Annotated in this window: 13 protein-coding genes; 11 read left to right on the top strand and 2 right to left on the bottom strand. The window is 61.9% G+C overall.

The window, feature by feature from the left end:
- Nucleotides 1-16: 16 nt before the first annotated feature.
- From L9B60_RS08815 to L9B60_RS08800, 4 genes are all read left to right on the top strand, one after another.
- Complete coding sequence (locus L9B60_RS08815) at nucleotides 17-2,320, top strand: YgiQ family radical SAM protein (RefSeq protein WP_249678108.1); 2,304 nt, start codon at nucleotides 17-19, stop codon at nucleotides 2,318-2,320.
- 302 nt (nucleotides 2,321-2,622) lie between these two features.
- Entirely contained in the window at nucleotides 2,623-5,907 is a 3,285-nt protein-coding gene (locus L9B60_RS08810; protein WP_249678107.1) for a transglutaminase family protein, read from the top strand.
- An 87-nt stretch (nucleotides 5,908-5,994) separates the two neighbouring features.
- A complete protein-coding gene (locus L9B60_RS08805; protein ID WP_249678106.1) occupies nucleotides 5,995-8,481 on the top strand; it encodes a circularly permuted type 2 ATP-grasp protein in 2,487 nt (828 codons plus the stop codon).
- Nucleotides 8,481-9,377, top strand: coding sequence for a transglutaminase family protein (locus L9B60_RS08800; RefSeq protein ID WP_249678105.1), 897 nt, complete (start codon nucleotides 8,481-8,483; stop codon nucleotides 9,375-9,377). The genes L9B60_RS08805 and L9B60_RS08800 overlap by 1 nt, the downstream gene beginning before the upstream one ends.
- On the opposite strand, the gene L9B60_RS08795 is transcribed toward L9B60_RS08800, so the two are convergent.
- Nucleotides 9,374-9,961, bottom strand: a complete 588-nt coding sequence (locus L9B60_RS08795; RefSeq protein WP_249678104.1) for a cytokinin riboside 5'-monophosphate phosphoribohydrolase — start codon at nucleotides 9,959-9,961, stop codon at nucleotides 9,374-9,376. The two genes, L9B60_RS08800 and L9B60_RS08795, sit on opposite strands and share 4 nt — an antisense overlap.
- A 241-nt stretch (nucleotides 9,962-10,202) precedes the next feature.
- Between L9B60_RS08795 and azu the strand changes: the two genes are divergently transcribed.
- Nucleotides 10,203-10,649 (top strand): azurin, encoded by a 447-nt coding sequence (gene azu, locus L9B60_RS08790; RefSeq protein WP_249678103.1) that lies wholly within the window; start codon nucleotides 10,203-10,205, stop codon nucleotides 10,647-10,649.
- On the opposite strand, the gene pncB is transcribed toward azu, so the two are convergent.
- On the bottom strand, nucleotides 10,650-11,855 hold the full coding sequence (gene pncB / locus L9B60_RS08785; RefSeq protein WP_249678102.1) for a nicotinate phosphoribosyltransferase: 1,206 nt from the start codon (nucleotides 11,853-11,855) through the stop codon (nucleotides 10,650-10,652).
- A 501-nt stretch (nucleotides 11,856-12,356) separates the two neighbouring features.
- Here pncB and L9B60_RS08780 point away from each other — a divergent pair.
- The 6 genes from L9B60_RS08780 to L9B60_RS08755 all read left to right on the top strand — a co-directional run bounded on the left by L9B60_RS08780 (nucleotide 12,357) and on the right by L9B60_RS08755 (nucleotide 18,924).
- Nucleotides 12,357-13,496 carry an ABC transporter substrate-binding protein gene (locus L9B60_RS08780; RefSeq protein ID WP_249678101.1) on the top strand — a complete coding sequence of 380 codons (1,140 nt, stop codon included), beginning with the start codon at nucleotides 12,357-12,359 and terminating at the stop codon, nucleotides 13,494-13,496.
- Nucleotides 13,497-13,667: 171 nt separating this feature from the next.
- Nucleotides 13,668-14,582, top strand: coding sequence for an ABC transporter permease subunit (locus tag L9B60_RS08775; protein ID WP_249679692.1), 915 nt, complete (start codon nucleotides 13,668-13,670; stop codon nucleotides 14,580-14,582).
- 2 nt (nucleotides 14,583-14,584) lie between these two features.
- Entirely contained in the window at nucleotides 14,585-15,868 is a 1,284-nt protein-coding gene (livM, locus tag L9B60_RS08770) for a high-affinity branched-chain amino acid ABC transporter permease LivM (protein WP_249678100.1), read from the top strand.
- On the top strand, nucleotides 15,865-16,740 hold the full coding sequence (locus L9B60_RS08765) for an ABC transporter ATP-binding protein (protein WP_249678099.1): 876 nt from the start codon (nucleotides 15,865-15,867) through the stop codon (nucleotides 16,738-16,740). Before livM ends, L9B60_RS08765 begins: the two co-directional genes overlap by 4 nt.
- A complete protein-coding gene (locus L9B60_RS08760) occupies nucleotides 16,737-17,453 on the top strand; it encodes an ABC transporter ATP-binding protein (RefSeq protein WP_249678098.1) in 717 nt (238 codons plus the stop codon). Before L9B60_RS08765 ends, L9B60_RS08760 begins: the two co-directional genes overlap by 4 nt.
- Before the next feature lie 703 nt (nucleotides 17,454-18,156).
- Nucleotides 18,157-18,924 carry an SDR family oxidoreductase gene (locus tag L9B60_RS08755; protein WP_249679691.1) on the top strand — a complete coding sequence of 256 codons (768 nt, stop codon included), beginning with the start codon at nucleotides 18,157-18,159 and terminating at the stop codon, nucleotides 18,922-18,924.
- Nucleotides 18,925-19,143: the final 219 nt, after the last annotated feature.

The raw sequence follows: 19,143 nt of genomic DNA, 5'->3' as shown, positions 1-19,143 counted from the left end.
AACACCGGTCATCGACATGCAAGCAGCCAAGCCGTTATTCGACTATCCAAAGTACTGGGCCGAGTGTTTCGGGCCAGCGCCATTCCTGCCCATGAGCAGGGAGGAGATGGATCAGCTCGGCTGGGATTCCTGTGACATCATCATCGTCACCGGCGACGCCTATGTCGATCACCCCTCGTTCGGCATGGCCATCATCGGCCGCCTGCTGGAGTCCCAGGGTTTCCGCGTGGGCATCATCGCCCAGCCGAACTGGCAGTCCAAGGACGACTTCATGAAGCTCGGCGAGCCGAACCTGTTCTTCGGTGTCGCGGCCGGCAACATGGACTCGATGATCAACCGTTACACCGCCGACAAGAAAGTCCGCTCTGATGACGCCTATACCCCGGGTGGCCAGGCGGGCTCGCGCCCCGACCGCGCCAGCCTGGTGTACAGCCAGCGTTGCAAGGAAGCCTACAAGCACGTGCCGATCGTGCTCGGCGGCATCGAAGCCTCGCTGCGCCGCATCGCGCACTACGACTACTGGCAGGACAAGGTCCGCCATTCGATCCTGATCGACGCCTGCGCCGACATCCTGCTGTACGGCAACGCCGAGCGCGCCATCGTCGAAGTGGCCCAGCGCCTGTCCTACGGCCAGAAGGTCGAAGACATCACCGACGTGCGCGGCACCGCGTTCATCCGCCGTGACACGCCCAAAGACTGGTACGAAGTGGACTCCACCCGTATCGACCGGCCGGGCAAGATCGACAAGATCATCAACCCGTACGTGAATACCCAGGACACCCAGGCCTGCGCGATCGAGCAAGAGAAAGGGCCGGTCGAAGACCCCAACGAAGCCAAGGTCGTACAGATTTTGGCCAGCCCGCGCATGACCCGCGACAAGACCGTTATCCGCCTGCCGTCTTACGAGAAGGTACGCAGCGACGCGGTGTTGTATGCCCACGCCAACCGCGTGTTGCACCTGGAAACCAACCCGGGCAACGCCCGTGCGCTGGTGCAACGGCATGGTGAAGCGGACGTGTGGTTCAACCCGCCGCCCATCCCGATGACCACCGAAGAAATGGACTACGTGTTCGGCATGCCTTATGCGCGCGTTCCGCACCCGGCGTATGGCAAGGCCAAGATCCCGGCCTACGATATGATCCGTTTCTCGGTGAACATCATGCGTGGCTGCTTTGGCGGCTGCACCTTCTGCTCGATCACCGAGCACGAAGGCCGCATCATCCAGAACCGCTCGGAAGAGTCGATCATTCGCGAAATCGAAGAGATCCGCGACAAGGTGCCAGGCTTCACTGGCGTCATCTCCGACCTGGGTGGCCCCACCGCGAACATGTACCGCATCGCCTGCAAGAGCCCGGAGATCGAGTCCGCGTGCCGCAAGCCATCGTGTGTGTTCCCAGGCATTTGCCCGAACCTGAACACTGACCACTCCTCGCTGATCCAGTTGTACCGCAGTGCGCGTGCGCTGCCGGGCGTGAAGAAGATCTTGATCGCTTCGGGCCTGCGCTACGACCTGGCCGTGGAGTCGCCGGAATACGTGAAGGAACTGGTGACCCACCACGTGGGTGGCTACTTGAAGATCGCCCCGGAACACACCGAGGAAGGGCCGCTGAACCAGATGATGAAGCCGGGTATCGGCTCATACGACAAGTTCAAGCGCATGTTCGAGAAGTACTCCAAGGAAGCGGGTAAAGAGCAGTACCTGATTCCGTACTTCATCGCGGCGCACCCGGGCACTACCGACGAAGACATGATGAACCTGGCGCTATGGCTCAAGGGCAACGGCTTCCGTGCCGACCAGGTGCAGGCGTTCTACCCCTCGCCCATGGCGTCGGCGACCGCCATGTACCACTCGGGCAAGAACCCGCTGCGCAAGGTCACCTACAAGAGCGACTCGGTGACCATCGTCAAGAGCGAAGAACAGCGCCGCCTGCACAAGGCCTTCTTGCGCTACCACGATCCGAAAGGTTGGCCGATGTTGCGTGAAGCACTGGTGCGCATGGGCCGTGCCGACCTGATCGGCCCGGGCAAGGACCAGTTGATCCCGCTGCACCAACCGGCCACCGACAGCTACCAGAGCGCCCGTCGCAAGAACTCGACGCCGGCTGGCAGCCACAAGGTGGCGGCGACCACCAAGATCCTGACCCAGCACAGCGGCCTGCCGCAGCGTGGCAGCGATGGTTCCAAGCCATGGGACAAGCGCGAAGAAGCCAAGGCCGCCGCGCAAGCGCGTAACAAGGAAGCCGCCAAGGCCCGCCACGATGCGAGCAAGCCGGCCAAGGGCAAGAAAAAGCCCACGCGCCAGCCAGTCCTCCCGCGCTAACACGCCCCCCTGTAGGAGCGGATTCATCCGCGAATAAAACGCTGCGGTGCACCTGATGCACCGCGGCGTTTTTTTTCCGGATAAACCGGCGCGCCGGTCCGCCTCTCCGACAGGGCTCCTCGTAGAATTTCAAATGCCGACATCCCGTCGCCCCGTTTCTGTGCGACGCTTGCACCGCTGATCGGGCGTGGCGCGATTTTGGTGCTGTGCTTGACTGAGCAAGCGTTGAACTGCCTGATTTAGCCAGCTGGCATAAGTCTTGCGCGGCTCAATTTACCGTCCAGGCTAGCAGGAGGCACGCCGTGTCGATTCATGTCGCATTGCACCATGTCACGCATTACCGTTACGACCGCGCGGTAGAACTCGGCCCGCAGATCGTCCGCCTGCGCCCGGCTCCCCACAGCCGCACGCGGATACTCTCCTATGCGCTGAAAATTGCGCCTGAACAGCATTTCATCAACTGGCAGCAAGACCCCCAGGGCAATTACCTGGCACGCCTGGTGTTCCCGGAAAAAACCGAGGAGCTGCGTATCGAGGTTGACCTGGTCGCCGAGATGGCGGTGTTCAACCCCTTTGACTTCTTCCTTGAGCCCTACGCCGAAAAAATCCCTTTTGCCTACGCCAAGGACGAAAAGCACGAGCTGGCGCCTTACCTGGAAACCCTGCCGCTGTCGCCCAAGTTCCAGGCCTACCTGGCCAGCATCGACCGTACGCCGGTGCCCAGCGTCGACTTCCTGGTAGCGATCAACCAGCGGCTTAGCGAAGACATCGGTTACCTGATCCGCATGGAGCCAGGCGTGCAAACGCCCGAGCAGACCCTGGAAAACGCCTCGGGCTCGTGCCGCGATTCGGCCTGGCTGCTGGTGCAACTGCTGCGCCACTTGGGCCTGGCGGCACGCTTCGTGTCGGGTTACCTGATCCAACTGACGGCCGACGTGAAGTCCCTGGACGGCCCTTCGGGTACCGAAGTGGACTTCACCGACCTGCACGCCTGGTGCGAGGTGTACTTGCCCGGTGCCGGCTGGATCGGCCTGGACGCCACCTCCGGGCTGTTTGCCGGTGAAGGGCATATCCCATTGGCCTGTAGCCCCGATCCTTCGTCGGCGGCACCGATCAGTGGCTTGGTAGAGCCTTGCGAGTGCGAGTTCGTCCACGAGATGTCGGTGGAGCGGATCTGGGAGGCGCCACGGGTCACCAAACCCTACAGCGATGACGACTGGCAGGCGATCCAGGCCCTGGGCCGGCAGATCGACGGCGACCTGTTGCAGGGCGACGTCCGCCTGACCATGGGTGGCGAGCCCACCTTCGTGTCCATCGATGACCCCGATGGCGCCGAATGGAACACTGCGGCGCTGGGCGATAAAAAGCGCGAGCTATCCGCCCAGCTCTATCAGCGCATGCGTAAACACTACGCGCCCAAGGGCCTGGTGCACTTTGGCCAGGGCAAGTGGTACCCCGGCGAGCAATTGCCACGCTGGTCGCTCAATTGCCACTGGCGCCTCGACGGGCTGGCGGTATGGAAAAACGACGCCCTGATCGCCGATGAACACGAAGACTACGGCGCCACCGGCGAATTGGCTGGCCGCTTCCTCGCCAGTGTGGCCGAGCGGCTGAAAATCCCGACGCGCTTCGTGTTCCCAGCCTACGAAGACAATTTCTATTACCTGTGGCGCGAAGGCGCCTTGCCCGTCAACGTCACGGCCGAGGATTCGCGCCTGGGCGAAGAAATGGAGCGCAAGCGCCTGCGCAAGGTGTTCTCCCAAGGCCTGGATAAGGTGATTGGCCAAGTGCTGCCGCTGGCGCGCACCGCTCGCGGCGATCAATGGCAGAGCGGGCGCTGGTACCTGCGCGACGCCCATTGCCGGCTGGTACCGGGTGATTCGGCGTTGGGCTATCGCCTGCCACTGGCGTCGCAGCCGTGGGTGACGGCGGCCGAATACCCGTTCGTGCACCCCACCGATCCCAACCAGGACTTGCCCAGCCTGCCAACCCTGGCGCAGATGCAAGCCGCCACCGCCAGCCAGTTGAAGATCAACGAGGAAGAGCGCGCGCCTAAAATCGACGAGTCGGCTGACTGGCTGACCCGTACGGCCTTGTGTGCCGAGGCGCGGGATGGCCGGTTGTACCTGTTCATGCCGCCCTTGGAACGCCTGGAAGACTATCTGGAGCTGGTGACCCTGATCGAAGCCACCGCCGAAGAATTGCATTGCCCGGTGTTGCTGGAGGGCTACGAGCCGCCCCACGACCCGCGCATGGCCAACTTTCGCGTCACCCCGGACCCTGGCGTGATCGAGGTCAACGTGCAGCCGTCCGCCAGTTGGGACGAGTTGGTGGAGCGCACCGAGTTTCTTTACGAGCAGGCCCGGCAAACCCGCCTGACCACCGAGAAGTTCATGATCGATGGGCGCCACACCGGCACCGGCGGTGGCAACCACTTTGTGCTGGGCGGTGCCACGCCCAAGGACTCCCCGTTCCTGCGCAGGCCCGATCTGCTGCGCAGCCTGATCAGCTACTGGCATAACCACCCCTCGCTGTCGTATCTGTTTTCCGGGCTGTTCATTGGCCCGACCTCGCAGGCGCCACGGGTGGATGAGGCGCGCAACGACTCGCTGTACGAGCTTGAAATTGCCTTTGCGCAAATGCCTGCGCCAGGCCAGGAGTGCCCGCCGTGGACAGTCGATCGGCTGCTACGCAATTTGTTGATCGATGTGACGGGAAATACGCATCGTGCGGAGTTCTGCGTCGACAAGCTCTATTCGCCAGACGGTGCCACCGGCCGCCTGGGCCTGTTGGAGCTGCGTGGTTTCGAGATGCCGCCCCATGCCCGCATGAGCCTGGCCCAGCAGCTGTTGCTACGGGCCCTGGTCGCGCGCTTCTGGCGTGAGCCCTATGCACCAGCCAAGTTGGCGCGCTGGGGCACCGAGCTGCATGATCGCTTCATGCTGCCGCACTTTATCGAGCAGGACTTTGCCGACGTGATCGTCGAGCTCAACGCGGCCGGCTACCCGTTCCGGGCCGAATGGTTTGCCTCGCACCTGGAGTTCCGTTTCCCCAAGGTGGGCGACTACGCGGTCAGTGGCATCGAGCTGGAACTGCGCCAGGCGCTGGAGCCCTGGCACGTGCTGGGGGAAGAGGGCACCGGCGGCGGCACGGTACGTTACGTCGACTCGTCCTTGGAGCGCCTGCAGGTCAAGCTCAACGGCCTGCCGCCGCAACGTTACCAACTGACCTGCAACGGCATCCCGGTGCCGCTGCAGCCGACGGGGCGGGTGGGCGAGTTCGTCGCGGGCGTGCGTTTCCGCGCCTGGCAGCCGGCCAACTGCCTGCAACCGACCATCCCGGTGCACGCGCCGCTGACCTTCGATCTGGTGGACACCTGGATGAACCGCTCCCTGGGCGGTTGCCAGTACCACGTGGCCCATCCCGGCGGGCGCAACTACGAAACCTTGCCGGTCAACGCCAACGAGGCCGAAAGCCGGCGCATGGCGCGCTTCTTCCGCCTGGGCCACACCCCAGGTGTGTTGAGCGTGGCTAAACTTGAGATTAACGACGAGCTGCCGATGACCCTGGACCTGCGCCGTTTTTAAAAAGAACCAGCCAGTGCACGGGCATCCGTATCCGTGCGCTGGCCGCCTGCTTTAAACTGCGTTCCTATTGCCTGTGCCGAGCGTTCCATGCCTGACCTGCTTGATCGATATCCGCTTGGCGCGGATACCTACCATGAAATGCTCGAGGCCAAGGGTGCAGTACGACCGCACTGGCAACGGGTGTTCGATTACTTGCAGCGCAGCGGGCCCTCCCAGCTGGCGCAGCGTCAGGCCTTGCTGAGCCGGCAAATCCAGGAAAACGGCGTTACCTACAATGTTTACGCCGACCCCAAGGGCGCAGACCGCCCGTGGGAGCTGGACCTGCTGCCCCATGTGATCCCGGCCGCCGAATGGGCCCAGCTGTCAGCGGGCATCGCCCAGCGCGCGCGCTTGCTCAACGCCGTGTTGGCAGATATCTACGGCCCGCAAACGCTGATTCGTGACGGCTTGCTGCCGGCCGAGCTGGTGTATGGGCACAACAACTTCCTGTGGCCGTGCCAAGGGGTCAAGCCGCCACAAGACACCTTCCTGCACTTGTTTGCCACCGACCTTGCGCGCACGCCGGACGGGCGCTGGTGGGTGACCGCCGACCGCACCCAGGCACCTTCCGGCGCAGGCTACGCGCTGGAAAACCGCATGAGCGTGTCGCGGGCCTTTCCCGACCTGTACCGCGACCTGCGCGTGCAGCACCTGGCCGGGTTCTTCCGGACCCTGCAGGAAACCATGGTGCGCCTGGCGCCCCATGGCAACGAGGCACCGCTGGTGGTGCTGCTGACGCCTGGGCGTTTCAACGAGAGTTATTTCGAGCACCTGTACCTGGCGCGGCAGTTGGGTTACCCCCTGGTGGAAGGCGGCGACCTGACCGTGCGTGATGCCACGGTGTACCTCAAGACCCTCAGCGGCCTGCGCCGGGTGCACGCGATCATGCGCCGGCTGGACGACGATTTCTGCGACCCGCTGGAGCTGCGCACCGATTCGGCGCTGGGGGTGCCCGGGCTGTTGCAGGCCGTACGCCAAGGCCGGGTGATGGTTGCCAACGCCTTGGGCAGCGGCGTTTTGGAATCGCCGGGGCTGCTGGGCTTTCTGCCCAGGATCAACCAACACCTGTTTGGCGAGGCACTGATCCTGCCGTCCATCGCCACCTGGTGGTGCGGCGAGCCGCCGGTATTGGCCCAGGCCCTGGAAAAACTCCCGGACCTGCTGATCAAGCCGGCTTTCCCGTCGCAAAGTTTCGCCCCCGTGCTGGGCCGCGACCTCAATGAAAAACAGCGCGCCGAGCTTGCCGCGCGCATGCAGGCACGGCCATATGCCTACGTCGCCCAGGAGCTGGCGCAGTTGTCCCAGGCGCCTGTCTGGCAGGCCGAAGACAGTCAGTTGCAGCCCCGCGCCATCGGCATGCGCGTGTACGCGGTGGCCGATGCCGAGGGTTACCGAGTGCTGCCCGGTGGCTTGACGCGGGTCGCCGCAGAGGCCGATGCCGAAGTGGTGTCGATGCAGCGCGGTGGTGCCAGCAAGGACACCTGGGTATTGGGCGAGCGGGCGCCCAGCGGCGAGCAATGGAAGGCCCAGCGAACCATCGGCGCACGCGACCTGGTGCGGGTCGACCCCTACCTGCCATCGCGGGTGGTGGAAAACCTGTTCTGGTTCGGCCGTTACTGCGAACGCTGCGATGACGCCGCCCGGTTGCTGCGCATCATCCTGGTCCGCTACATCGACGGTAACGACCCGCTGGCGTTGCAGGCTGCGGTAGACCTCGCGGAAAAACTCTCGTTGCTGCCCGAAGAGGGCGAGCTGGAAGAGCGCCTGTTGGCAGCCCTGCTCGGCGACGACTGGGCGTTCAGCCTGCGCGCCAACCTGCAGCGTTTGCAGTGGGCGGCTTCCCAGGTGCGCGGCAAGCTTTCGCGGGAGAACTGGCAGGCTCTGGTGGAACTGCAGCGCGAGGCGTTGAGCCTGGAAACCGAGGAGCCGGATTTCGGCGAACTGCTCGACTTCCTCAACCGCCTGGTCATGTCGCTGGCGGCGTTGTCCGGGTTCGCCCTGGACGACATGACCCGTGACGAGGGCTGGCGCTTCTTGATGATCGGCCGGCGCATCGAGCGCCTGCAGTTTCTCAGCACCAGCTTCTCGGCGTTCCTCAGCGGCGTCGCCATCGACGACCAGGACGGCCTGGAGTGGCTGCTGGAACTGGGTAACAGCAGCATCACCTACCGCTCGCGCTACCTCGCGGTGCCACAGTTGATTCCGGTGCTGGACCTATTGCTGCTGGATGAGCAAAACCCCCATGCGGTGTTGTTCCAGCTCAAACTGGTGTCGCGCTCGCTGCGCCGGCTCAACGAAGATTTCGGCGCACCCAAGGAGCGCGGGCTGGCCATGCTGATCGAGCGCCTGGGGCATTTTGACCTCGCCAGCCTTGAGCACGGCCTGTTCGGTGCGCCCAGCGTACGCGCGGTGCTCGATGGCTTGGCGGACCTGTTGCAAACCATCGCCATCGCCAGCAATCAGGTCTCTGACCGGCTGGCCTTGCGGCATTTCGCTCACGTCGACGACGTCAGCCAACAAACGGTATCCGTGTGATGAGCGCGCAGTATCAGATTACTCACGACACCCACTACGAATACGACAGCCCGGTGTCCCTGGCCCAGCAACTGGCGCACTTGTGGCCGCGCCCCTGCGCCTGGCAGGTGTGCCAGGCGCGGGACTTGCAGATCAACCCCGAGCCTACCCGTCGCGTTGATGAGTTGGACGTGTTCGGCAACCCGCTGACCCGCCTGGTATTCGAACGGCCCCATGACGAACTGCGGGTGTGTGCCGAACTGCTGGTCCAGGTGTTGCCGCGGCCGGCGCTGGACTTCAGCCTGTCATCGCCGTGGGAACACACCCGCAGTGCGCTGTGTTACAGCGGCGGGCCGATGAACGATGAGCTGCTGGAAGCCTGTCGCTATCGGTTCGAGTCGCCCTACGTACGCTTGAAGCGCAGTTTCGTCGAGTTCTCGCAAAGTTGCTTCGCCCCTGGCACGCCGACGCTGCAGGGTGTGCAGGCGCTGATGGAGAAGATTTTCGAGGAGTTTACCTTCGACGCCGAAGCGACCCAGGTAGCCACGCCTCTGGTCGAAGTGCTGGAGCGCCGTCGGGGCGTGTGCCAGGACTTCGCCCACTTGATGCTGGCCTGCCTGCGCTCGCGCGGGTTGGCGGCGCGCTATGTCAGCGGCTACTTGCTGACCCAGCCGCCGCCCGGCCAGCCGCGCCTGATCGGCGCCGATGCGTCCCATGCCTGGGTCTCGGTATTTTGCCCGGTGTTGGGGTGGGTGGATTTTGACCCTACCAACAACATCCAGCCGGCGCTGGAGCACATCACTCTGGCCTGGGGCCGGGACTTTTCCGATGTGTCGCCGCTGCGCGGAGTGATCCTGGGCGGGGGCAGCCACGACCCGGACGTGCAGGTCACGGTCATGCCCCTCCACGAAGCTTAAGTGGGTGTTTGCCCAACCCACTTGGGCAGTACCACCGGCTGCCAGGCGTCCAATGCATCGAGCAGGGCGTCTGGCGATTCGTCCATCTGCAGCATGCCGCGGTGGTGCTCTCGCACGAAGCCTTCCTGCACCAAGTGGTCGAGAAAACCGCTGAGCTTGCTGTAGAAGCCGTTCACTTCCATCAGGCCCAGCGGCTTGCCGTGGTAACCCAGTTGGCCCCAGGTCCACACCTCGAACAACTCCTCCAGCGTGCCCAAGCCGCCGGGCAGGGCGATGAATGCATCGCTGAGTTCGGCCATGCGGGCCTTGCGCGCGTGCATGCCGTCGACCACTTCCAGGCGGGTGCAGCCCTTATGGCCGATTTCCAGGCTGTTCAGGCTTTCGGGGATGATCCCGATCACTTCACCGCCGGCGGCCAGCGCGGCATCGGCGACGATACCCATCAGGCCGACGGCGCCGCCGCCGTACACCAAGGTCAGCTTGCGCGCGGCCAGCGCCTGGCCCAAAGCCTGCGCAGCTTGGCGATAGGCAGGGTTGCTGCCGGTGCTGGCGCCGCAGAACACGCAGACGGATTTCAAAGGCATGGGGGCGACTCCAGAGAAAATTGGCCCGACAGAGTACACCGATGGCTGCTTGAAAAAATGCCTACAGTTTCATGTGAATTTATCAGATTGATATTGTATACAATGCAAGGTGCGTGCAATTATCCATGTCGTCAAGGCTTCTAGAACACACCTTCTGCATGAGCAGAGACGATTCAGGTCATTTGAACCTGCGCCAGTCTCATGCAGTCTTCAACTTATAAAAACTGCCCTGGAGATTCACATGTTTGCCAAAGTTGTTGCTGTTTCCGTGCTGACCCTGGCTGCCAGCACCGCCTTCGCCGCCGAATGCAAGATCGATGTCGACTCCACCGACTCCATGACCTTCGACACCAAGGCCATCGCCATCGACAAGAGCTGCAAGACGTTCACCGTAAACCTGGGCCACTCGGGCTCGCTGGCCAAGAACGTCATGGGCCACAACTGGGTGCTGTCCAAGGCTGCCGACGCGCAGCCGATCGCTGCCGACGGCATGGCCGCCGGCATCGACAAGAACTACCTGAAAGAAGGCGATGCGCGCATCCTCGCCCACACCAAGATCATTGGTGCCGGCGAGAAAGACTCGGTGACTTTTGACGTGTCCAAGCTGACCGCAGGCGAAGACTATGCGTTCTTCTGCTCCTTCCCCGGCCACATCTCGATGATGAAAGGCACCGTCACCGTCAAGTAATCAACCGACGGCAGGCACCTTGAACACATGGCGCAGGTACGCGACGAAGTTTTCGTCGCGGCACTGCGTCTTGGCTGCTTCATCGGAAATCTTCGCCACCGGCTGGCCGTTGCAATCGGTCATCTTCAGCACGATGCTCATGGGCTCCACGCCCGGTATGTCGCACGTCAGGTTGGTACCGATACCAAAGCTCACATTGATCCGCCCACGCAGTGCCCGGAATATTTCCAGGGACTTGGGCAGGTTCAACCCATCTGAAAACACCAACGTCTTGCTCATCGGTTCGATGCCGAGCTTTTGATAGTGGGCGATGGCTTTCTCTGCCCAGATGATCGGGTCACCCGAGTCGTGGCGCAGGCCGTCGAACAGCTTGGCAAAGTACAAATCAAAATCGCCCAGGAAGGCGTCCATGGTGATGCAATCGGTCAGGGCGATGCCCAGCAGCCCGCGGTACTCGCGCACCCAGCAATCCAGCGCGGCAATCTGGCTGTCGATCAGCCGCGGGCCCAATTGCTGGTGGGCCATGATCCACTCGTGGGCCATGGTGCCCAGGGGCTTGAGGTCCAGTTTGCGCGCCAGATGCACGTTGCTGGTGCCGACAAATCGCCCCGGGAAGTCGCGCTTGAGCAACGTGACTACTTCTTCCTGCACTGTGTAGGAGAAGCGACGGCGGGTGCCGAAATCAGCCACCTGCAGTTCAGCCAACTCATCGGCACTGGCGTTGGCATTCAGCCAATCGAACTTGCGGTACAACTGGTCCCGCGCCTGGTCCAGTTTGACGGTCTGGTGGCGGTAGCGGTTGCGCACTTCACTCACCAGTGCCAGCAGCGGCACTTCGAACAGAATCACGTGCAGCCACGGCCCACGCAAGCGGATGCACAACTGATCATTTTCGATGCTGGTGTGCAGGTAGCGCATGTTGAAGCGGAACAGCCCCAGAAAGCGCAGGAAGTCCGGCTTCATGAAGTTGATGCGCTCCAGAAAAGCCAGCTCTTCAGCCGTCAGGCTCAGTTCGCAAAGGCGTTCGATCTGGTAACGGATTTCGGCCAGGTAGGGGCGCAAGTCTTCGCCATTGCGACAGCGAAATTCCCATTCAACCTCGACGTTGGGGTAGTTGTGCAGCACCGCCTGCATCATTGTCAGCTTGTACAAATCGGTGTCGAGCAGGTTCTGCACGATGCGGTCGGCGAATACGCTCTCGCTCATTGGGGTCTCCAGCGGACCTGACTGCGGGTTCATGGGTCAAGTGGCGCACAGTAACGGCACATTTTGCCAGTTTTTTCTCTGCCCATGGCGGCGCCGCATTCTAACCCGCGAGGCTCTGGCATCACGACTTCGCTGCTATTTTAAGTAGTTTCCTAACGAACTCTGTGTTTTTTCCTACAGCGTCTAGCCTGTAATGGTGCGAGCTGTAGCAGTTGCGCACCGCCACTGTGCACTTCGGTTACGCATGTTGTTACAGCTCGGTTGCACGCTCTGGCGCGAAGGGGTTGCAATGATGGCACTGATGGGTTGCTCCTTTTTAAAAAGGTAGCGCCACCTGGCGCGTTCTAGACGGTTGCACAGCCCGCAAAAATGGCCTGCAAGCGTGCCTGCCGAGCATCTGCCAGTCTGATTTCCAGGAATGAAAATCTACTGGCACGCCCCTTGCTCTGAGCAATTGCTGAAGTTGAAGTGCCAACCAAAAAAACTCAGGAGCACCACCTCATGTCGCAGACGTTTTACAGGAAAGGTTTTCTGGCTCTCGCAGTGGCTACTGCGCTGGGTGTTTCTTCGTTTGTACAGGCAGCCGACATCAAGATCGGCGTGGCAGGCCCAATGACCGGTGCCAACGCATCGTTCGGCGAGCAATACATGAAGGGGGCGCAGGCCGCTGCTGATGAAATCAACGCCCATGGCGGCGTGAACGGCGGCAAGATCATTCTGGTTCAAGGCGACGACGCGTGCGAGCCAAAACAGGCCGTGGCGGTGGCCAACAAACTGGCCGACCAGGACAAGGTTGCCGGTGTAGTAGGGCACTTCTGCTCGTCTTCGACGATTCCCGCTTCCGAGGTTTACGGTGATGCCGGCATCATCGCCATCACGCCAGGCTCCACCAACCCGCAAGTCACCGAGCGTGGCCTGACCGCAATGTTCCGCATGTGCGGTCGTGACGATCAGCAGGGCATCGTGGCCGGTGACTACATCGTCGACGTGCTCAAAGGCAAGAAAGTCGCGGTCATCAACGACAAGGACACCTACGGCAAGGGCCTGGCTGACGCCACTGCTGCCCAGTTGACCAAGCGCGGCGTGAAGCCGGTACTCGAAGAAGGCCTGACCCGTGGCGAGAAAGACTTCAGCGCCCTGGTGACCAAGATCCGTGGCGTCGGTGCCGACGTCGTCTACTTCGGCGGCCTGCACCCGGAAGCCGGCCCACTGGTTCGCCAACTGCGCGAGGCAGGCCTCAAGGACGTGAAGTTTATGTCCGATGATGGCGTGGTGACTGACGAGCTGGTAACCACCGCAGGTGGCGCACAATTCGTCGATGGCGTGTACATGACCTTCGGCGCCGACCCACGCCTGCTGCCAGACAGCAAGGCGGTGGTAGACCAGTTCCGCAAGTCCGGTTACGAGCCTGAAGGCTACACCCTGTACGCCTACGCCTCGATCCAGGCCCTGGCCGCAGGCTTCAACGGTGCCAAGTCCGACAAAGGCGAAGACGCCGCCAAATGGCTGAAGGCCAACCCTGTGAAAACCGTGATGGGCGAGAAGACCTGGGACGCCAAGGGCGACCTGAAAGTCTCCGACTACGTGGTTTACCAGTGGGACAAGACCGGCAAATACCACCAGTTGGAAAAACAGAAGTGACATGAAACAGGCCGGGCCGGCGCCACAAGCGCAGGCCTGGTCAAGCTGGGCTGAAGCCTTACTCGGGCCACGCCCGTCAGTTTTCTTACTACCGCTTCTACGTCGCGTGGGCAGGTCTGGCTTGCCCGCACGGTGCGGCTGTGCGGTCTCAGAAGTTCGTGAGCGTGCATGATGGATGGTATTTTCCTGCAACAAATGATCAACGGCCTGACCCTCGGTTCGGTCTACGGCCTGATCGCCATCGGCTACACCATGGTTTACGGCATCATCGGCATGATCAACTTCGCCCACGGCGACGTGTACATGATCTCTGCCTACCTCGCCGCCATCGGCCTGGCAGTCCTGTCGTTCTTCGGCGTTGAATCCTTCCCTTTCCTGATACTCGGCACACTGGCGTTCACCATCGTGGTGACCGGGGTCTACGGTTTTGTCATCGAGCGGGTGGCCTACAAGCCCCTGCGTAACTCCACCAGGCTGGCACCGCTGATCAGTGCCATCGGTATCTCGCTGATCCTGCAAAACTATGCACAGATCGCCCAAGGCCCCAACCAACAAGGCGTGCCCACGCTGCTGAGTGGTGGCTGGCGGTTCGATATCGGCACCGGCTTCGTGCAAATTACCTACACCAAAATGTTCATCCTGGTTGCGGCGTTCCTGGGCATGGGCGTGCTCACCTACATCATCAAGTACACCAAGCTGGGCCGGATGTGCCGCGCCACCCAGCAAGACCGCAAGATGGCCTCCATTCTGGGCATCAATACCGACCGGGTGATCTCCTACGTCTTCATCATCGGTGCCGCCATGGCCGCGCTGGCCGGCGTGCTGATCACGGTCAACTACGGCACCTTCGATTTCTACGCCGGTTTCATCATCGGCATCAAGGCCTTCACCGCCGCCGTACTGGGCGGGATCGGCTCGCTGCCGGGCGCCATGCTCGGCGGGTTGATCCTGGGGGTTGCCGAGTCGCAGTTCTCCGGGCTTATCAACTCTGACTACAAAGACGTGTTCAGCTTCGCCCTGCTGGTGCTGATTCTGATCTTCCGACCCCAAGGCCTGTTGGGTCGTCCACTCGTGGCGAAGGTATAAGTATGTCTGCTGCCATTAATAAACCGATTGAAATCAAAAAAAGCCTGATCGACGCAGTGATGGCCGGCTTGCTGGCACTGATCGTGTTCGGGCCGATCGTGGGCGTGGTGTTGCAGGGCTACAGCTTTAACCTGGAGCCCACTCGGGTGGCTTGGCTGGTGGCTGCGGTGATGCTGGGGCGGTTTCTGATCAGCCTGTTCCTGCAGACCTCCAAGGGCATTGCCCTGAGCCACGGCATGGAGCGCGGCGGTTCCGGCGTGCACGTGCTGGCGCCCGGCCACAAGTCGGCGCTGCGCTGGGTGATCCCGTTGATCATCGTGCTGGCGATCGTGTTCCCGGTGTTCGCCAACAAATATATCCTCACCATCGTCATCCTAGGTCTGGTCTACGTATTGCTGGGCTTGGGCCTGAACATCGTGGTGGGCCTGGCCGGCCTGCTCGACCTGGGTTACGTGGCGTTCTACGCCATCGGTGCCTACGGCCTGGCGCTGGGCTATCAATACCTGGGCCTGGGCTTCTGGTCGGCGCTGCCCTTGTCTGCCATCGCGGCGGCCTTGGCAGGGTGCATATTGGGCTTCCCGGTGTTGCGCATGCACGGCGACTACTTGGCCATCGTGACCTTGGGCTTTGGTGAAATCATTCGCCTGATCCTCAACAACTGGCTGTCGTTCACCGGTGGCCCGAATGGCGTGCCAGTGCCGTCGCCGACGTTCATGGGCCTGGAGTTCGGGCGCAAGGCGAAAGAGGGCGGGGTACCGATCCACGAGTTCCTGCACATCGACTACAACCCCAACCTCAAGTTCGTATTCATCTACGCGGTGCTGTTCCTGGTGGTGCTGGCCGTGCTGTACATCAAGCACCGGTTGACCCGCATGCCCATCGGACGCGCTTGGGAAGCACTGCGTGAAGACGAGATCGCCTGCCGCTCCATGGGCCTGAACCACGTGCTGGTCAAGCTCTCGGCGTTCACCCTGGGGGCCTCGACCGCAGGCCTTGCCGGTGTGTTTTTCGCCAGCTACCAAGGCTTCGTCAACCCCACCTCGTTCACCTTCTTCGAGTCGGCGCTGATCCTGGCCATCGTGGTGTTGGGCGGCATGGGTTCGACCGTGGGCGTGGTGATCGCAGCCTTCGTGCTCACCGTGGCCCCGGAACTGTTGCGCAGCTTTGCCGAATACCGCGTGTTGCTGTTTGGCTTCCTGATGGTGCTGATGATGATCTGGAAACCACGTGGCCTGATACGCATCAGCCGCACCGGCGTGGTCCCGCGTAAAGGAGTTGCGCCATGAGCGAAGAAATCGTTCTGTCGGTCGAGAACCTAATGATGCACTTCGGCGGGATCAAGGCCCTCAGCGATGTGAGCCTGAAGGTGCGTCGCAACTCGATCTTTGCTCTGATCGGCCCCAACGGCGCCGGCAAGACCACCGTGTTCAACTGCCTGACCGGCTTCTACAAAGCCACCGGCGGACGCATCGAGCTGTCCACGCGCGGCATCAAGACCAACGTGATTCAGTTATTGGGCGAGTCCTTCCAGGCCACCGATTTCGTCTCGCCAAAAAGCTTTGCCAGCCGCCTGTACTACAAGATGTTCGGCGGCACCCACCTGGTCAACCGCGCGGGTTTGGCGCGTACCTTCCAGAACATTCGCCTGTTCAAGGAAATGTCGGTGGTAGAGAACCTGCTGGTAGCCCAACACATGTGGGTCAACCGCAGCATGATCGCCGGCATCCTCAACACCAAGGGCTACCGCCAGGCCGAGAGCAATGCGCTGGACACCGCCTTCTACTGGCTGGAAGTGGTGGACCTGGTGGACTGCGCCAACCGCCTGGCCGGCGAATTGTCCTACGGCCAGCAACGGCGGCTGGAAATCGCCCGGGCCATGTGCACGCGGCCCCAGGTAATCTGCCTGGATGAACCGGCGGCAGGCCTCAACCCCCACGAAACCGAAGCGCTGAGCGGGATGATCCGCCTGCTGCGCGACGAACACGACATGACCATCGTGCTGATCGAGCACGACATGGGCATGGTGATGGGCATTTCCGACGATATTGTGGTGCTCGACCACGGCAACGTGATTGCCGCCGGTGGGCCGGAACAGATCCGCAACGATCCGAAAGTGATCGCGGCCTATCTGGGCGCTGATGAAGAGGAGTTGGTATGAGCAGTCCGATCCTCGAACTGAAAGACCTGGACGTGCATTACGGGCCTATCCAGGCCTTGAAAAAAGTCTCGATGCACATCAACGAAGGCGAGACCGTCAGCCTGATCGGCTCCAACGGCGCGGGCAAGTCCACGTTGCTGATGTCGATCTTCGGCCAGCCGCGCGCCAGTGGCGGGCAGATCGTCTACCGGGGCATCGACATCACCCAGAAGTCCTCCCACTATATTGCCAGCAACGGCATCGCCCAGTCGCCGGAAGGCCGCCGGGTGTTCCCTGACATGAGCGTGGAAGAGAACCTGATGATGGGCACCATCCCCATCGGCGACAAGCACGCCAGCGAAGACATGCAGCGCATGTTCGAACTGTTCCCCAGGCTTAAGGAGCGCCGCAACCAGCGCGCCATGACCATGTCGGGCGGCGAGCAGCAAATGCTCGCCATCGCCCGCGCCCTGATGAGCCGGCCCAAGCTGCTGCTGCTGGACGAGCCGTCGCTGGGCCTGGCGCCCATCGTGGTCAAACAGATCTTCAGCACCCTGCGCGAGCTGGCCAAGACCGGCATGACCATCTTCCTGGTGGAGCAGAATGCCAACCACGCGCTCAAGCTGTCGGACCGGGCGTACGTGATGGTCAACGGCGAGATCCGGCTGACGGGCACGGGCAAGGAGTTGCTGGTGAATGATGAGGTGAGGAACGCCTACCTCGGCGGGCACTGACGCCAGCGTGGTAAATCAACGCCTTGGCATGCAGATGCCAAGGCGTTTTTGTTTGCCCACAGGATTGTGGAAAACAAATTCGCGGTGCTCGCAAACTGCGACATAAAACCGCTGTAATTCATTGTTTTGTCATGAAATGAAGTTGTCCCCCGTTGCTGTGGAGGTGGCTGTGGGTAACATGGGTGTAGCTGGCTGAAAGCCTTTAGTTACGTGGCCTGTAGCCTTGTGGTTGTTTTTTGATCAAGCGTTTTCGGACGACCGGTGGGTCGCTTTGTCAACCCTTTTATCCACCGCGATATCGCCGCCGTGCCACCTGTCAAAGCCTGTGGATAACTCTGTGGGCAAGCTTTGGAAAGACCGCCCGAAGCGGCGTGGTTACTGGCCTCGCGCCATTGCCCGACAGTATGCTAAGTGTATCGATCTGCCATGTGTGCATGAGTGTGTCTATCGGGTCAAGCCAAAAACTTTTCAGAATGGCCTGAATGCCTTCATTCAAGGGGCTTGGCGTTGTGCGCAGTTGCCCCCGGATTCTGTGCAAGGGGCTGTGGATAAGGTGCGTATAGGTTGCGCCGGGCCAGCTGGGGCAAGGCTTAGCGGCCGGTGATCAGTTTTTGATCAGCGGTCTAAGTTGCTTGCCCACAGGCGTCACGGCGGGCATGCTTGGGGCAGACTTGCCCACTTTGGCCTTACCCTGGAGAACATGATGACTTCCACAGTGTTTATCACCGGCGCCACTTCCGGTTTTGGCGAGGCCTGTGCCCGTCGTTTTGCCGAGGCCGGCTGGTCGCTGGTGCTCACTGGGCGCCGTGAAGAGCGCCTGAGCGCGCTGGCGGCCGAGCTGTCCAAGCAGACCAAGGTGCACACCCTGGTGCTGGACGTGCGCGACCGCAAGGCCATGGAAGCCGCCATCGAGGGCCTGCCGCCCGAGTTCGCCAAGCTGCGCGGGCTAATCAACAACGCCGGCCTGGCCTTGGGCGTGGATCCGGCGCCCAAGTGCGACCTGGACGACTGGGATACCATGGTCGATACCAACGTTAAAGGCCTGATGTACAGCACCCGCCTGCTGCTGCCGCGCCTGATTGCCCACGGCAAGGGCGCGAGCATCGTCAACCTGGGGTCGGTGGCGGGTAACTACCCGTACCCAGGCAGCCACGTGTACGGCGCCACCAAGGCGTTCGTGAAGCAGTTCTCGCTGAACATCCGTTGCGACCTGCAGGGCACTGGCGTGCGCGTCACCAACCTTGAGCCCGGCCTGTGTGAAAGCGAGTTCTCGTTGGTACGCTTTGGTGGCGACCAGGCGCGTTATGACGCGACCTATGCCGGTGCCGACCCTATCCAGCCGCAGGACATTGCCGACACTATCTTCTGGATCATGAACACGCCGGCGCACATCAACGTCAACAGCCTGGAGCTGATGCCGGTGACGCAGTCGTGGAGCGGGTTTGCCATCGAGCGGCCGAACAAGGGCTGAGTTACTGACCGCTCCTACCGGCATACCCCATCACCCTGTAGGAGCGGATTGATCCGCGAACGCCATACTGAAGAGCATCAGACTCACCGCGCTGCTTTCTTCGCGGATAGATCCGCTCCTACCGGCATACTCATCACCCTGTAGGAGCGGATTGATCCGCGAAAGCCATACTGAAGAGCATAAGACTTACCGCGCTGCTTTCTTCGCGGATAAATCCGC

It is taken from the genome of Pseudomonas abieticivorans (genome assembly GCF_023509015.1).
Taxonomy (GTDB): domain Bacteria; phylum Pseudomonadota; class Gammaproteobacteria; order Pseudomonadales; family Pseudomonadaceae; genus Aquipseudomonas; species Aquipseudomonas abieticivorans.
Note: the sequence above shows the minus strand (reverse complement) of the source record. Positions and strands in the feature narration are given on the sequence as shown.

Coding starts and splice junctions, on each gene's coding strand:
- L9B60_RS08815 (WP_249678108.1), top strand. CDS start 17: ATGCAAGCAGCCAAGCCGTTATTCGACTATCCAAAGTACTGGGCCGAG.
- L9B60_RS08805 (WP_249678106.1), top strand. CDS start 5,995: ATGCCTGACCTGCTTGATCGATATCCGCTTGGCGCGGATACCTACCAT.
- L9B60_RS08800 (WP_249678105.1), top strand. CDS start 8,481: ATGAGCGCGCAGTATCAGATTACTCACGACACCCACTACGAATACGAC.
- L9B60_RS08795 (WP_249678104.1), bottom strand. CDS start 9,961: ATGCCTTTGAAATCCGTCTGCGTGTTCTGCGGCGCCAGCACCGGCAGC.
- azu (WP_249678103.1), top strand. CDS start 10,203: ATGTTTGCCAAAGTTGTTGCTGTTTCCGTGCTGACCCTGGCTGCCAGC.
- pncB (WP_249678102.1), bottom strand. CDS start 11,855: ATGAGCGAGAGCGTATTCGCCGACCGCATCGTGCAGAACCTGCTCGAC.
- L9B60_RS08780 (WP_249678101.1), top strand. CDS start 12,357: ATGTCGCAGACGTTTTACAGGAAAGGTTTTCTGGCTCTCGCAGTGGCT.
- L9B60_RS08775 (WP_249679692.1), top strand. CDS start 13,668: ATGGATGGTATTTTCCTGCAACAAATGATCAACGGCCTGACCCTCGGT.
- livM (WP_249678100.1), top strand. CDS start 14,585: ATGTCTGCTGCCATTAATAAACCGATTGAAATCAAAAAAAGCCTGATC.
- L9B60_RS08765 (WP_249678099.1), top strand. CDS start 15,865: ATGAGCGAAGAAATCGTTCTGTCGGTCGAGAACCTAATGATGCACTTC.
- L9B60_RS08760 (WP_249678098.1), top strand. CDS start 16,737: ATGAGCAGTCCGATCCTCGAACTGAAAGACCTGGACGTGCATTACGGG.
- L9B60_RS08755 (WP_249679691.1), top strand. CDS start 18,157: ATGACTTCCACAGTGTTTATCACCGGCGCCACTTCCGGTTTTGGCGAG.